Source organism: Paraburkholderia sp. J67, from assembly GCF_905220265.1.
Classification (GTDB): domain Bacteria; phylum Pseudomonadota; class Gammaproteobacteria; order Burkholderiales; family Burkholderiaceae; genus Paraburkholderia.
Genome location: NZ_CAJMZK010000001.1, coordinates 208,610 through 223,304, shown reverse-complemented (window position 1 = coordinate 223,304; position 14,695 = coordinate 208,610). Strand labels below are relative to the sequence as shown.

Sequence of the window (14,695 nt, the reverse complement as noted above, 5' to 3'; positions counted from 1 at the left end):
GGCAAAGCGCCTCAACGCCCCGTTTCGCTGCGCCAGAGATAGCCGACCACGGCGCGCGTCGCGCGCGCCTCCAGCGCGACGGCATCGGTTTCGCCTCGCGCGCCCGCCGCGTCCACCATGCCGCGCACGATCGCGAACACGTCGTACGCGGCCGTCGACACATCGTCGAGCCGAGGCGCATCGGGCAAGCCGAACGCGCGCACGAGCGTCGTGTGGATGCGCTCGCCGATGCGTGCGTCGCGCTCGCCAAGCGGCAGTCGCTCCTCCTCGAAATCGAGCAGACGCGCCAGCACCGGCCGCTGCATCTGATGCGCCACGGACGCGCGGATCAACCCCAGCAACACCGCTTCGCAACTCGCTTGCGTGCCCGCCTCTTCGAGCGCGGCGAGCAGCGGCGCGCTCTCGCGCTCGATCAGTGCGGCCGTGAGCGCATCGCGATTCGGAAAGTATTGATAGAGCGAACCGACACTCACGCCCGCGCGCTCGGCGATCGCGTTGGTGGTGTATCCGCTGAAGCCGTTGTGCTCAAGAATGCGAGCAGCGGCTTCGAGAATGGCTTCGACCGTGGCCGCCGAGCGGCGCTGAAGCGGCTGCTTGCGCACGTCGAGCGGGGCTGGGCGGCGACGGCCGCGGGGCATGGGCGTCATGATCGGAATGCGAGTATCGAATGTGAGCAAACACTCGTATTCTAAACACACTCTCAATCGTTCAGGAACACACTGTGAATACCTCGAATCCCGCTACGCCATCCACGCTGACGGTCTTCATGCTCGTCAAAAGCCTCCCGGCTTGGCTTGAACTGCCACCCGACGCACGCCGCGACGCATTGCGCGAGCATGTGATGCCGCTGCTCGAACGCCATCGCGAGCACGTCCGCCTTCGGTTGTTCGATGTGGAGTTCTACGCCGCACGCATCACCGACGTCTGGATGTGGGAAGCCACAAGCCATCAGGCCTACGAACGATTGATCGAGGCGTTGCGCGATACGCCGTTCTGGGACCGCTATTTCAGCATCGTCGAGATTCTGCCTGGCGTGGAGCATGACCACGTCGGCGAGCATGCGGCCGAAACACCAGCTGCGTGATGCCCAAAATCGCGTAAAAAAAGCGCACAGGCGTAAAACCCGTGCGCTTCCTCTGCCCAACCGTATCCGGTCGCTTTAAAGCTGGCGACGCATTTCCGCAGCCGGCAGCTTCATCATTTGCCGATACTTCGTGACCGTGCGGCGCGCCACGCGCACGCCCTGCTTTTCCAGTTCCTGCGTGAGCACGACGTCCGAAAGCGGATCGCGCGGATTTTCTGCGTCGATCATTTCCTTGATGAGTGCCCGCACGGCAGCTGCCGAACAGGTCCCGCCCGTGCGCGTTTCCAGCTCGCGCGGGAAAAAGCGCTTGAATTCGAAAATACCGCGTGGCGTGGCCATGTACTTGTTGCCGGTCGCGCGCGAGACGGTCGATTCGTGCAGGCCGAGTTCGTCGGCGACGTCGCGCAGCAGCATCGGACGCAACGCGATCTCGCCATACTGGAAGAAGGCCTTCTGACGCGCGACGATGCATTCGCCCACGCGCAGGATCGTTTCGCAGCGCTTGTGCGCGTTGCGGATCAGCCAGCGCGCCTCCTGAAGCTGCTGCGCGAGCGGCGAACGGCTGGTCTGGTCCGAGCGCGCGAACATTTCCGCGTAGAGCTTGTGGATACGCGCGCGCGGCTCGATCGCCGGATTCACGCTCACGACCCATTTGCCGCGCACCTGCCGCACGATCACGTCGGGGACCACGTAGCCACCATCGGCGCGGCCATAGTGATTGCCCGGCTTCGGATCGAGGCGGCGCACCAGCGCAGTCGCAGCTTGCAGCGCTTGTGCATCGCAGCCGAGCTGGCGTTGCAGTTCGCCATTCTCGCGGCGCGCGAGGCGTTCCAGATGCTGCGTGACGATCCGATGCGCGAGATCGCGATGCGGCGTGTCTTCGGGCATCGACTCCAGTTGCAGCGCGAGGCATTCAGACAGCGAGCGAGCGCCGATGCCCGGGCGGTCGAGCATTTGCACGATGCGCAGCGCCACGCGCAGATTGTCTTCGTCGAGGATATCGGCAACCCCTTCTACCTCGACAAGCTCGGACAGGTCCTGGCGCAGATAACCGTCGTCATCGAGCGCTTCGATCACGATCTGCGCCGCGGCACGATCGAGTTTGTCGAGTGGCGAAAGGCGCAATGCTTCATGCAGTTGTTCGCGCAACGAGATGGGCACGCGCACCCAGTCGGAAGCATCGGATTCGCCGTCTTCGGAGCCACGATAGCTCGATGAACGCAGCGCGCCTGGCGAAGGCAGATCGGCGGTGTACGCGCCGCCATCGTCGTTGTAGCCGGAGTTGTCGTCGCCGTAGCTGGAAGGCTCGTCCCCGTAGCTCGAACTGTCCTGGGCGATGGCGCCGTCCATGCCGCTTTCCATGCTGCCGCCGGGCACGTCGGCAAGCGCGGTAGGCGCCTCACCCGTCGCTGCACCGATGCCAGCCGCGCCTCCGGCGGCCTCGGCCGCTTCGCCGGTATCGGAAGCGGGCGCCACGTATTCAAGAAACGGATTGGTGTCGAGCGCTTCGCGCAGTTCCTGCTGGAATTCGAGCGACGAAAGCTGTAACAGACGCACGGCCTGCTGCAGGCGCGGCGTCAGCGCCAGATGCTGGCGAGCTTGTAACGCGATGGAAGGCATGGCAGTCCCGTTCTTGAGAATGGAGTGAATGCGACCTCTTACGCAACACCCATGCCAGTTTTTACAAACGCTTGTTTTGTAACGGGATCACGGCTTGCGGGGCCGAAAAACACCGCCCCGCGACCCGGTGTTCGACAGACGTTTTTACAATCACCCGGAAAAATTGCGTGCCTGATGATGGAGCGCCTGCGAAGCGCCGCTTTCCCGGACAAACCGTGCCGAGACCCCACGCAAATAGGGCTCACAGCGCGATCGACGCAGCGCGGCACGCACCTTGCGGTACCGGTGCACGATCATCAACCCACACAAGGAGAACTCCATGAAGCGCACCCTGATGCTCAAGACCGCTGCTGGCGTGGCCTGTATGACCTTCGCGCTGATGGCCGGCGCACAAACGACAGCGTCGACGCCTTCGGGCAGCTCTGAAAGTATTGGCCAACACGTTGACGACACAACTATCACCACCAAGGTAAAGGCCGAACTGCTCGGCGCGAAGAACGTGAAGTCGGAACACATTCACGTGAAGACGCGTAAGGGCATCGTCTCGCTGACCGGCACGGTGCCGAGCGCCGAGGACCGTGACAACGCCAAGGAAGTGGTCGCAGGCGTGTCCGGCGTGAACTCGGTCAAGAACCATCTCAAGGTGGTCGCTGCGCAGTAAGCAGCAAGTGCGGCTAGCGTCACTTCTCGCGCAATGGCCCGCATGAATCGCGCGCGGCGCTCGATAGGAGCGCCGCGCGTGGCTTTGGGTGTCAGCGCTGCGCCTGACGCAATTGCTCGCGCCGCGGGTCGCCCTGCCGTGCGAGCATCCAGCCCGGGTATTCGGCGGGCAGACCGCTCACGTCGTCGAGGATCGCCAGTTCCTCGGCCGAGAGCTTGACCTGAGTGGCCGCAACGTTGTCGTCGAGTTGATCGACGCGTTTGGCCCCGACGATCACCGTCGTCACCGCGCGCTGATGCAACAGCCACGCAAGGGCAATCTGTGCGACAGAAACGCCCTTTTGCTCCGCAATTGGCCGCATCGCGTCGATGCAGTCCCACGCGCGCTCGCGCTCCACGGGCGGGAAATCGAAGGTCGTGCGGCGGCTGCCCGCCTCGCCCTGTTTATCGCGCCCGTATTTGCCGCTCAACAGACCGCCCGCAAGCGGACTCCACACCATCAGCCCCAACCCTTCGCTTGCCAGCATCGGCACGATCTCGCGCTCCAGGTCGCGGCCCGCGATCGTGTAGTAGGCCTGCAAGGACTCGAAGCGCGCGAGGCCATGATGATGCGCAATGCCGAGCGCCTTCACGATCTGCCACGCCGCCCAGTTCGAGACGCCGACATAACGCACGTGCCCCTGTTGCACGAGCGTATCGAACGCGCGCACGGTTTCTTCGATCGGAGTCGCCGGATCGAAGCCGTGGATCTGATACAGGTCGATGTGATCGAGTTGCAGCCGTTTGAGACTCGCCTTCACGCCCTCCATGATGTGATAGCGCGTCGCGCCGCGCTGATTCGGCGACGGCCCCATCTCGCCGAGCACCTTGGTCGCGATCACAACCTGATCGCGCACGATCTTGAGATTTTTGAGCGCCTGCCCGGTGATCTGCTCGGAGACGCCCTGGGAGTAGACATCGGCGGTGTCGATAAAGTTAATGCCCGCATCGAGTGCGCGGCCGACAAGGCGTTCGGCATCGGCCTGCTGGAGATCGCCGATCTGGTTCCAGATGCCGGCGCCGCCGCCGAAGGTCATGGTGCCGAGGCACAGCTCGGAAACGAAAAGGCCAGTACGGCCGAGAGGGTTGAATCGCATGGGGAACTCCGTCGAGGACCGAGGGAACATCGAGGAAACATCCGAGGCACAAGCAACCGGGCGAGGATACTGCGATCGCGCGCGGCTTGCGCCATGTCATGAACCGCGCCAGGAAAATAATGCAAATATGCATTACACTGAAGCGACCGATTCGTTGGAGATAAGCCATGAGCACACTCACCGTCACTTCGCGGGGTCAGGTGACTTTCAGAAAAGAAGTTTTGCAGCACCTCGGCATACAGCCCGGCGAGAAAATCGAACTGGATCTGCTGCCCGATGGACGGGCGGAACTGCGCGCCTCGCGGCCCACGGGCACGATCGACGGCTTTCTTGGCCTGCTTGCCGGCAAGACCAACAAAGTCGCGAGCATCGAGGAAATGAACGATGCAGCCGCGGCAGGCTGGGCCGGCGACGAATGAAGATAACCGTCGACACGAACGTACTGGTCCGTGGTGTCGTGCGCGACGACGAGAAGCAGGCGCGCGCCGTCGATAAGGCATTGCAGGAAGCCTCGCTGATCGCCGTGCCGTTACCCTGCCTGTGCGAGTTCGTCTGGGTATTGCGCCGGGTTTATGGCTTTGGCAATGGCGATATCGCCGCCGCGATTCGCGCCCTGGCCGCCACGGAAAAAGTCGTCATGAACCGTCCGGCGACAGAGGCTGGCATCGCCATCCTCGAAGCGGGCGGCGATTTTGCCGATGGGGTGATCGCCTACGACGGGACCTGGCTCGGCGCGGAGACTTTCGTGTCGTTCGACAAAAAGGCCGTGTCCTTGTTGACGAAGCAGGAACAGTCCGCACGTCTGCTTTGAGCGCGAGCTTGAGCCGCGCCGCGGACAGCGTGTAGTTGCAGATTGGCGCCCTTGCGCACGAACTCACACGAGCAATGCACTGCCTATGGCCTCGCTCCCCTCCACGCCCATCGAGCCCCAGCCCGACGATCCGCTCGCCCTCTTCCATCCGGCCGTGGCCGCGTGGTTCCGGCACGCCTTCGACGCGCCCACGCCCGCGCAGCGCGCCGCCTGGCCGTTGATCGAAAGCCGCCGCGCCACGCTGGTCGCCGCGCCGACTGGCTCGGGCAAGACGCTCACCGCGTTTCTCACCGCCATCGACGCGCTGGTGCGCGAAGGCCTCGCGCACGACGGCGCCTTGCCCGACGCGACGCTCGTGGTCTATGTCTCGCCGCTCAAGGCGCTGTCGAACGACATCCGCCTGAACCTCGAACGACCGCTCGAAGGCATCGCTGTGGAACTCGCGCGGCTCGGCCTGCCGGGCGTCGAGATCCGCACCGCCGTGCGCACCGGCGACACGCCGCAGCCCGAACGCGCCGCGCTGCGCCGCCGCCCGCCGCACATTCTCGTGACCACGCCGGAATCGCTCTATGTGCTGCTCGGCTCCGAGTCGGGCCGCCGCATGCTGGCGAGCACGCGCACGGTGATCGTCGACGAGATTCATGCGGTTGCGGGCAATAAACGCGGCGTGCATCTCGCGCTGAGTCTGGAGCGGCTCGACGCGCTGTGCGGCGAGCGTCCATTGCGCATCGGCCTGTCCGCGACGCAAAAGCCGATCGAAACCGTCGCGCGCTTTCTGGTCGGCATGGGCGACGCCGCCGCGTCGCCGCCCACCTGCGAAATCGTGGATGCGGGCCATGTGCGCGCGCGCGATCTGGCGCTCGAAGTGCCGCCCGTGCCGCTCGAAGCGGTCATGGCGAACGATGTCTGGGAGCGCGTGTACGACCGCATGGCCGAACTCGTCGCCCTGCATCGCACCACGCTCGTGTTCGTCAACACGCGCCGCATGGCCGAGCGCGTCGCGCGCCATCTCACCGACCGCCTCGGCAGCGAGGCCGTGGCCGCGCATCACGGCAGCCTCGCGCGCGAGCATCGCTTCGAGGCCGAACAGCGCCTCAAACGCGGCGAATTGCGCGTGCTGGTGGCGACGGCATCGCTCGAACTCGGCATCGACATTGGCGATGTGGATCTCGTCGTGCAGATCGGCTCGCCGCGCTCGATCGCGGCCTTTTTGCAGCGGGTCGGGCGCTCGGGCCACCAGGTCGGCGGCATGCCCAAAGGGCGCCTGTTTCCCACTTCGCGCGACGATCTGATCGAATGCGCGGCCCTGCTCGATTGCGTGCGGCGCGGCGAGCTCGACCACATCGTCCTGCCGCATGCACCCGTCGACGTGCTGGCGCAGCAGATCGTCGCCGAGGTGGCCTGCCAGGAGTGGAGCGAGGACGCGCTCTACGCGCTCGTGCGCCGCAGCGCGCCTTATGCGCAACTCGAACGCGCGCGCTTCGATGCGGTGCTGCGCATGCTGTCCGAGGGCTATACCAGCCGCCACGGACCGCGCGCCGCGTATCTGCATCGCGACGTGGTGAGTCGCGCGCTGCGCGCGCGGCGCGGTGCTCGCCTTGTCGCGCTGACGTCGGGCGGCACCATCCCCGATAACGCCGATTACGCTGTGCTGCTCGAACCGCAGAGCCTGCAGATCGGCACCGTGAACGAGGATTTCGCCGTCGAAAGCCTGGCGGGGGACGTGTTCCAGCTCGGCAATGCCTCGTATCGCATCCTGCGCATCGAGGCGGGCCGCGTGCGCGTGGAGGATGCGCAGGGCCAACCGCCCAACATTCCGTTCTGGCTCGGCGAGGCGCCGGGGCGCAGCGACGAGTTGTCGTGGGCGATTTCGCGTTTGCGCGCGCAGATCGGGGCAAAACTGGCCGAAGTTGCACCCAGTCAGGATGCCGAATCATTGGCGACTGATACCACCGCGATCGAGCGCACCATCGCCTGGCTCTGCGACGCACTGGATCTCGACGATGCATCCGCACGGCAGATCGTCGAGTATCTGGCGCGCGCACGTCAGGCGCTCACGGTCCTGCCGACCCAGGACACGCTCGTGATGGAGCGCTTCTTCGATGAATCCGGCGGCACGCAACTGGTGATCCACTCGCCCTTCGGCAGCCGCATGAACCGCGCGTGGGGTCTGGCGCTACGCAAGCGCTTTTGCCGCCAGTTCAACTTCGAACTTCAGGCCGCCGCCACCGAGGACGCCATCATCCTGTCGCTAACGGGCGCGCACAGTTTCGCGCTCGACGAGGTCTGGCGCTATCTGCACTCGAACTCGGCCGAACATCTGCTCGTGCAGGCGCTGCTCGACGCGCCGCTCTTTGGCGTGCGCTGGCGCTGGAACGCCACCGCGTCGCTCGCGCTGCCGCGTCAGACGGGCGGGCGCAAGACGCCGCCGCAAATCCAGCGCATGCGCAGCGAAGACCTGCTCGCCGCTGTGTTTCCCGATCAGGTCGCCTGCGTCGAAAATCTCGCGGGCGAGCGCGAAGTGCCCTCGCATCCGCTCGTCGATCAGACGCTCGACGACTGCCTGCACGATGCGATGGACACCGAAACATGGCTCGCGCTGCTGCGCCGCATGGAGTCGGGCGAAGTGCGGCTGGTGACGCGCGAGTTGTCCGCGCCCTCGCCGCTCGCGGCCGAGATCCTGACCGCGCGGCCCTACGCGTTTCTCGACGACGCCCCGATCGAGGAGCGGCGCACCCAGGCCGTGTTGTCGCGGCGCTGGAGCGACCCCGCGTCCGCCGACGATCTCGGCGCGCTCGATCCCGAAGCGATTGCAAGCGTGCGCGAAGAGGCCTGGCCGCAGGCGCGCGACGCCGACGAGATGCACGACGCGTTGAATACGCTCGGCGCGCTCGCGCACAGCGAAGTGCAAACACCGGGCTGGGCCGACTGGCTTGCCGAACTGGCCGCCGGTGGACGCGCCACGCGCCTGCCCGTCGCCGATCGCGAGGCGCTGTGGGTGAGCGTCGAGCGGCTGGCCTGCGTGCAGGCGATCTATCCGCAGGCGCAGTGCGAGCCGCCGCTTTCAGGCTACGCCGATTCGCGCGACGAACCCTGGAGCGAAGACACAGCGCTCGTCGAACTGGTGCGCGCGCGGCTCTCGGGCTTCGGGCCGCTCACGCTCGCGCAAGTGGCGCGGCCGCTCGCGCTGGAAGCGAGCGTGGTCGCCCTCGCGCTCACGCGCCTCGAAGCCGAAGGCACGCTCATGCGCGGGCGCTTCACGCCAGGCGCGCACGACGAAGAATGGTGCGAACGCCATCTGCTTGCGCGCATCCACCGTTACACGGTGCGCAAGCTGCGTCGCGAGATCGAACCGGTCGAGCGGCACGATTTCATGCGCTTCCTGTTCGAATGGCAGCACATCGCGCCCGACACGCGCGGCTCCGGTCGCGATGCCCTCGTGGCGATGCTCGATCAGCTCGAAGGCTGGGAGGCCTCGGCGCTCGCGTGGGAGGACGAGATCCTGCCCGCGCGCATCGACGATTACACACCGATGCTGCTCGACGAACTCTGCCGATCGGGGCGGCTTGCATGGGCGCGGCTGCCCGCGCGGGCGGCTGCGTCAGCGACCGTACGCAGTACACCCGTCGTGCTCCTGCCGCGCCGCGAACTGATGCGCTGGACGGCTTTGCTCGACGTGCCCGAAGCGGAGATGTCGGCACGCGCGCGGCGTGTCTATGAGGCGTTGCTGCGCCAGGGCGCGATGTTCTTCGACGAACTGGCCGCCGATGCGCATCTGCTTGGCGTCGAACTCGAAAGCGCGCTGGGCGAACTGGTCGCGGCGGGACTCGTGAACGCCGATAGTTTCGCGGGCCTGCGCGCGCTCGTGCGGCCCGCCGCCAAACGCTCGGCGTATCACGGCAAGCGACGCCCTCGCGGCTTCGGGCCGCTCGTGGGCGGTATGGCCGATGCGGGACGCTGGGCGGTGTTGCGACGCGTGGAACTCGCACCCGTCGACAGTGCCCCGGTGAGCGATGACCACAAGCACACAGCGCAAACACGCCGGCTGCCAGCCGATACCGAATTGCTCGAACACGTCGCCAACGTGCTGTTACGCCGCTATGGCGTCATCTGCTGGCAATTGCTGGCGCGCGAGGCATCGTGGCTGCCGCCGTGGCGCGATCTGCTACGTGTGTTGCATCGCATGGAGGCGCGCGGTCACGTGCGCGGCGGGCGCTTCGTCACGGGGCTTTCCGGCGAGCAATTCGCCTTGGCCGAAGCGATCCCGTTGCTGCGCGAGGTTCGGCGGCGCGGCGTGACAGAACGAGCTGAAGATGCGGAGCTAATCTGCATTGCCGCTTCGGACCCGTTGAATCTGCTCGGCACCCTGCTGCCCGGCGAAAAAGTGCCCGCCGTTGCGGGCAACCGTATCGCGTTTCGCGACGGCTTGCCCGTCGCCACGCTGATTGCCGGGCGGGTGGATTTTCGCGGCGATTTCGACACCTCGACTCAAGCCAGCCTGCGGGCGGTCCTGATGCGCTCGGGCTGACTTGCGGCGCGTCGGGGCCGTTCTGATGGGTAGTAGCTGTGTTCTGTGCCACTACGGACAGTTATTGATGGGAACGGGCGGAACTGGCTGTTAGTTGCATAACATGGGAGAAAAAAGCGAGCCTCATCGGCCCGCCTTTCCCTCAGCCCGCCAGCGTCTGCTGCTGACCCGCGAAATGCCGCCGCACCCGCAGCCCATTGGCCACGACCAGCAGGCTCGCGCCCACGTCGGCGAACACGGCCATCCAGAGCGTCGCCTCGCCCGCCAGCGCGAGCGCGAGGAACACCACCTTGATCGCCAGCGCAAGCGCGATGTTCTGCATCAGCACCGCCGACACCTTGCGGCTCAGGCCAATAAACGCGGCAATCTTGCGCGGATCGTCGTCCATGATCGCGACGTCGGCAGTTTCGAGCGCCGTCGCCGTGCCCGCCGCGCCCATCGCGAAACCGATATCGGCACGGGCGAGCGCAGGCGCATCGTTCACCCCGTCGCCGACCATCGCCGTCATGCCGCGCTGCGCGGAAAGCTCCGCGATCGCGTCCTGCTTGTCCTGCGGCAGCAGGTTGCCGCGCGCGTCGTCGATGCCGAGCGGCCCCGCAATCGCGCGCGCCGTGGTCGGGTTATCGCCGGTCAGCATCACGGGCGTGACGCCAAGGCGCTTGAGCGCGCGCATGGCGGGCGCGCTTTCGGGCCGCACCGCGTCGGCGACGGCGAAGAGCGCCACCGGTTCGCGCGACGAGCACAGCACGATCGCGGTCTTGCCCGCCGCTTCGAGACGCGCGAGTTGCGCTTCGAGTGCCGGCGAGCACAGGCCCAGCGTCTCGACGAGCCGATGATTGCCCAGGTGCCAGGCCTCGCCGTCGATACGCCCGGTCACGCCCAGCCCGTTGAGCACCGTGAAATCGTCGACGCTTTCCAGCGAGGTCTGCGGCGCACGCTCGCGCCAGCCCGCCACGACGGCGCGAGCCACGGGGTGCGTACTGGCATCGTCGAGACTCGCGGCAAGGCGCAGTGCTTCTGTCTCGGACACCGCCGTCAGCGCGATTGCGTCGGTGAGTTGCGGCGCACCGCGTGTGAGCGTGCCGGTTTTATCGAGCGCCACGGCCTTGAGCAGCCGGCCGCGTTCGAGCCACACGCCGCCCTTCACGAGAATGCCGTTGCGCGCCGCGGCTGCGAGGCCGCTCACGACCGTCACCGGTGTCGCGACGACGAGCGCGCACGGGCAGGCGATCACGAGCAGCACGAGCGCCTTGTAGAGCCACGCGCTCCACGCGCCGCCAAACGCGAGCGGCCCGCCAATTGCAATCAGCACTGCGAACGCAACCACGGCGGGCGTGTAGTAACGCGCAAATTGATCGACGAAGCGCTGCGTCGGCGCGCGCTGCGCCTGAGCTTCCTGCACCGCCGAAGCGATGCGCGCAAGCGTGCTGTCACGCGCAGTCGCGGTGACCGTGGCCTCCACCACGCCATCGACGACGATGCTGCCCGCGTAGAGCGCATCGCCTTCGAGTTTGTCGACGGGCAGGCTTTCGCCCGTGATGGGCGCCTGATCGAGCGCCGCGCGGCCCGCGGCGACGCGCGCATCGACCGGCACGCGCTCGCCCGTGCGCACACGAATGCGCGCGCCGACCGTCACGTCGGCCGCCGGATGCGTGCGCCACTCGCCCGGTTGCGCAGGCTGTCCGCCAGCGCCCGCCGCCTCGAACCAGACCTCGGCGGTTTCAGGCGCGAGCGCGGTGAGCGAGCGGATCGCGTGACGCGCGCGCTCGAGCGACAGCGCCTCGATTTCCTCCGCCAGCGCGAACAGGAACACGACCATCGCCGCTTCCGGCCACTTGCCGATGGCAACCGCACCGGCGACCGCCAGCGACATCAGGAAATAGATATTGATCGTGACATTCTTGAGCGCGATCCAGCCTTTCTTGAGCGTCGGCAGGCCCGCGCACAACAGCGAGACAACCGCGCAGATCAGCACCGGCACGCCCGCCTCGTGGCCCGTGGTCCAGGCCAGCACTTCGGCGCCCGCCGCGGCGATACCGCTGGCGGCGAGCAGGAGCTTCTGGCGCAGCGCGAGGCTCGGTGAACTCGCGGATCCGCTCGCGTCGCCGTTGCCATCGTCGAGAGCACGCGGCGCCATATCGAGCGCACGCAGCGCCGTTTCGAGCGGTTGCGCGTCGGACAGCGTGTGATAGACGGTCAGCTCACGTGCGAGCAGATCGAAGTCGAGGCGCGCGACGCCCGGCATCGGCTCGAGGCGGTTGCGAATCAGCCGCTCCTCGGTCGGGCAATCCATGTTCTCAATGCGGTAACGCGCGCGCTGCGCGCCGTCGGGCGCGGGCTCCAGCGGACGGCTGCGCCCGGTCTGCGGGGCGGCGGCGTGACAGCAGGATTCGCCAGCGTGTGCGCCGTGGTCGTGTTTCTGGTTGTGATCGTGCGCATGAGCGTGGCCGTGTTCATGGTCGTGGCCGTGGTCGTGACCGCACGCGTGTTCGTGCTCGTGATCGTCGTGCGCATGCTCATGGCCATGCGGGTGGTCATGGTCGTGACCACACCCGGAACCGTGACTGGCGTGTTCGTGCCCCGTTTCGATTTTGTCGAGCGCCGTTTCCGTCGTGCTCGCCCCCGCCGATGCCGCGTCTCGCTCGTCGGCGCGCGCCCGATAGCGCTGCGCCAGCGCAGCCCGCGACAAGAAAGCCTGGACCATGGCCGATTTCTCCCAAAAGTGACAGAATCTATTGAACAGCCTGTAGCCACTACAGGGTCAAGCCATTTTTGGGGAATCGCGACGATGAGAATCGGAGAACTGGCGCGCCACGCGCATTGCGACGTCGAAACAGTGCGCTTCTACGAACGCGAGGGCTTGCTGGACGAGCCTGCGCGTGAAACCAATGGGTACCGCAGCTATACGGGCGCGCACGCGGCCCAGCTCAATTTCATTCGCCATTGCCGCTCGCTGGGCATTGGACTGGGCGATATCCGCATGCTGCGGCGCTATCAGGCCGACCCGAGCCAGCCCTGCGACGAGGTGAACGCGCTGATCGACTGCCAGATCGCGCGCATCCACCAGCAGATCGAGACGATGCGCGTGCTGGAGCAGCAACTGCGCACGCTGCGCGATAGTTGCAACACCCGCCACAGCAGCGCCGAGTGCGGGATCATGAAAAACCTGGAGCAGCCGATCGACGAGGAAAACTGCTCCTGTCATGCGGACGCGGCGCATCCTGAGCAAGGCGACGCTCACGCTCCGGTGATGGAGGCTTCACCACGGAACAACGCCTCGCACGAGCATCATTGACGCGGCCGCGCGTAAAGCGCGCGCCGCGTCGGATCACAGTGGATCAAGGCGCCGAAGCAATCACCTCGGCCACCGTGGCCGTGAGCTTCTTCGCGTAGGGCACGTGCAGGAACTCGTTCGGACCATGCGCGTTCGACTTCGGGCCGAGCACGCCGCACACCATGAACTGCGACTTCGGGAAACCGGCTTGCAGCACGTTCATCAACGGAATCGTGCCGCCCTGGCCGAGATACGCGCAGTCCGCGCCGAAGTGATTACGCGAGGCCGCGTCGAGCGCCTGGCCGAGCCACGGCGCCAGATCGGGCGCGCTCCAGCCATTGGCCGCGCCGACGTCCGGCTTGAACGTGACCTTCGCGTTATAGGGCGGATCAAGTTCGAGCAGCGACTTGAGTTCCGCGACGGCCTTCGCCGCGTCCAACAGCGGCGGCAGACGCAGCGACAGCTTGAACCCCGTGCGCGGTCGCAGCACATTACCGGCATCGCCAAGCGCGGGCAGGCCCGCCGCGCCCGTCACGGACAGCGACGGCCGCCACGTGGAATCGAGCAGCGCCTGCTGCGGATCGGTGGTGGTCGGCAGCACACGCCGGCCGTCCAGACCGCACGCCCACGGCATGCTCTTCCAGACGTTCTCGCCAAGGATCTTCGCGGTGGCCTCGGCTTCGGCCAGGCGCTTCGACGGAATCGGAATATGGAAGCCTTCCGGCAGCAGCGTGCCGGTCTTCGAATCTTCGAGCCGCTCGAACAGTTGACGCATCACACGGAAGCTCGACGGCGCGATACCGCCGTACGAACCCGAGTGAATCCCCTCTTCGAGCACTTCGACTTCCAGGTCGCCGGTCACGAGGCCGCGCAGCGACGTAGTGAGCCAGAGCTGATCGTAATTGCCCGCGCCCGAATCGAGGCAGACCACGAGGCCCACCGAACCCAGGCGATCGCGCAGCGCATCGACATACGGCAGCAGGTCGTAGCTGCCCGACTCCTCACAGGTTTCGATCAGACCGACACAGCGCGGCCGCTCGATACCCTGGGCGTCGAGCGCGGCCAGCGCCGTGACGCTCGCGTAGATCGCATAGCCGTCGTCCGCACCGCCGCGGCCGTAGAGGCGCCCGTCTTCGAGCTTGGGCGTCCACGGGCCCAGATCATTGCGCCAGCCGGCGAATTCGGGCTGCTTGTCCAGGTGACCGTAGAGCAACACGGTTTCCGTGCTGCCCGAGCGCGTAGCCGGTGCTTCGAAGAAGATCACCGGCGTGCGGCCGGGCAAGCGCACGACTTCGAGCTTGAGGCCGCGCACGGGCTGCGTCTCGGCCCACTTCGCGGCTTCGACTACAACGCGCTCCAGATAGCCGTGCTTCGCCCAGTCGGCGTCGAAAGCGGGGCTCTTCGCAGGCACGGCGATGTAGTCCGTGAGCGCCGGAACGATTTCGTCGTTCCATTTGCGCTCCACGAACGAACGCAGCTCGTCGTGATCGAGTTGACGGGTGACCTCTGTGGTGTCTGAGCTCATGGTGTGGGGAGTCTTTGCCGGAAAAACCCCGATCATAGACCCGAACGCCCGTTCACC

At 66.4% G+C, this 14,695-nt stretch carries 11 protein-coding genes; 6 read left to right on the top strand and 5 right to left on the bottom strand.

Features of this window, described 5'->3' with window-relative positions; genetic code table 11:
- Window positions 1-11: 11 nt before the first annotated feature.
- Window positions 12-638 carry a TetR/AcrR family transcriptional regulator gene (locus U5782_RS00965; RefSeq protein ID WP_415914237.1) on the bottom strand — a complete coding sequence of 209 codons (627 nt, stop codon included), beginning with the start codon at window positions 636-638 and terminating at the stop codon, window positions 12-14.
- A gap of 83 nt (window positions 639-721) precedes the next feature.
- On the opposite strand from U5782_RS00965, the gene U5782_RS00960 reads away from it, so the two are divergent.
- Window positions 722-1,084: a darcynin family protein gene (locus U5782_RS00960; RefSeq protein ID WP_322041993.1), complete on the top strand. Its 363-nt coding sequence runs from the start codon at window positions 722-724 to the stop codon at window positions 1,082-1,084.
- A gap of 75 nt (window positions 1,085-1,159) precedes the next feature.
- Here the strand turns inward: U5782_RS00960 and U5782_RS00955 are convergent, their stop codons facing one another.
- On the bottom strand, window positions 1,160-2,704 hold the full coding sequence (locus U5782_RS00955) for an RNA polymerase factor sigma-54 (RefSeq protein ID WP_322041992.1): 1,545 nt from the start codon (window positions 2,702-2,704) through the stop codon (window positions 1,160-1,162).
- A 319-nt stretch (window positions 2,705-3,023) separates the two neighbouring features.
- Here U5782_RS00955 and U5782_RS00950 point away from each other — a divergent pair, with 319 nt between their 5' ends.
- The gene (locus U5782_RS00950) at window positions 3,024-3,365 is read left to right on the top strand and encodes a BON domain-containing protein (RefSeq protein ID WP_322041991.1); all 342 of its coding nucleotides are present in this window, start codon (window positions 3,024-3,026) and stop codon (window positions 3,363-3,365) included.
- Between the two features lie 91 nt (window positions 3,366-3,456).
- Here the strand turns inward: U5782_RS00950 and U5782_RS00945 are convergent, their stop codons facing one another.
- Entirely contained in the window at window positions 3,457-4,500 is a 1,044-nt protein-coding gene (locus U5782_RS00945) for an aldo/keto reductase (protein ID WP_322041990.1), read from the bottom strand.
- 167 nt (window positions 4,501-4,667) lie between these two features.
- On the opposite strand from U5782_RS00945, the gene U5782_RS00940 reads away from it, so the two are divergent.
- From U5782_RS00940 to U5782_RS00930, 3 genes are all read left to right on the top strand, one after another.
- On the top strand, window positions 4,668-4,919 hold the full coding sequence (locus U5782_RS00940; protein WP_322041989.1) for an AbrB/MazE/SpoVT family DNA-binding domain-containing protein: 252 nt from the start codon (window positions 4,668-4,670) through the stop codon (window positions 4,917-4,919).
- Window positions 4,916-5,311 (top strand): type II toxin-antitoxin system VapC family toxin, encoded by a 396-nt coding sequence (locus U5782_RS00935; protein ID WP_322041988.1) that lies wholly within the window; start codon window positions 4,916-4,918, stop codon window positions 5,309-5,311. Before U5782_RS00940 ends, U5782_RS00935 begins: the two co-directional genes overlap by 4 nt.
- 85 nt (window positions 5,312-5,396) lie before the next feature.
- Window positions 5,397-9,839, top strand: a complete 4,443-nt coding sequence (locus U5782_RS00930; RefSeq protein WP_322041987.1) for a DEAD/DEAH box helicase — start codon at window positions 5,397-5,399, stop codon at window positions 9,837-9,839.
- A gap of 142 nt (window positions 9,840-9,981) precedes the next feature.
- Here U5782_RS00930 and U5782_RS00925 read toward each other — a convergent pair whose 3' ends face one another.
- Window positions 9,982-12,132: a heavy metal translocating P-type ATPase gene (locus tag U5782_RS00925; RefSeq protein ID WP_322041986.1), complete on the bottom strand. Its 2,151-nt coding sequence runs from the start codon at window positions 12,130-12,132 to the stop codon at window positions 9,982-9,984.
- Window positions 12,133-12,216: 84 nt separating this feature from the next.
- On the opposite strand from U5782_RS00925, the gene U5782_RS00920 reads away from it, so the two are divergent.
- Window positions 12,217-13,134, top strand: coding sequence for a Cd(II)/Pb(II)-responsive transcriptional regulator (locus U5782_RS00920; RefSeq protein ID WP_322041985.1), 918 nt, complete (start codon window positions 12,217-12,219; stop codon window positions 13,132-13,134).
- Window positions 13,135-13,177: 43 nt separating this feature from the next.
- On the opposite strand, the gene U5782_RS00915 is transcribed toward U5782_RS00920, so the two are convergent.
- Window positions 13,178-14,638, bottom strand: coding sequence for a M20 family metallopeptidase (locus U5782_RS00915; RefSeq protein ID WP_322041984.1), 1,461 nt, complete (start codon window positions 14,636-14,638; stop codon window positions 13,178-13,180).
- Window positions 14,639-14,695 lie beyond the last annotated feature (57 nt).

Coding starts and splice junctions, on each gene's coding strand:
- U5782_RS00965 (WP_415914237.1), bottom strand. CDS start 638: ATGCCCCGCGGCCGTCGCCGCCCAGCCCCGCTCGACGTGCGCAAGCAG.
- U5782_RS00955 (WP_322041992.1), bottom strand. CDS start 2,704: ATGCCTTCCATCGCGTTACAAGCTCGCCAGCATCTGGCGCTGACGCCG.
- U5782_RS00950 (WP_322041991.1), top strand. CDS start 3,024: ATGAAGCGCACCCTGATGCTCAAGACCGCTGCTGGCGTGGCCTGTATG.
- U5782_RS00945 (WP_322041990.1), bottom strand. CDS start 4,500: ATGCGATTCAACCCTCTCGGCCGTACTGGCCTTTTCGTTTCCGAGCTG.
- U5782_RS00940 (WP_322041989.1), top strand. CDS start 4,668: ATGAGCACACTCACCGTCACTTCGCGGGGTCAGGTGACTTTCAGAAAA.
- U5782_RS00935 (WP_322041988.1), top strand. CDS start 4,916: ATGAAGATAACCGTCGACACGAACGTACTGGTCCGTGGTGTCGTGCGC.
- U5782_RS00930 (WP_322041987.1), top strand. CDS start 5,397: ATGGCCTCGCTCCCCTCCACGCCCATCGAGCCCCAGCCCGACGATCCG.
- U5782_RS00925 (WP_322041986.1), bottom strand. CDS start 12,132: ATGGATTGCCCGACCGAGGAGCGGCTGATTCGCAACCGCCTCGAGCCG.
- U5782_RS00915 (WP_322041984.1), bottom strand. CDS start 14,638: ATGAGCTCAGACACCACAGAGGTCACCCGTCAACTCGATCACGACGAG.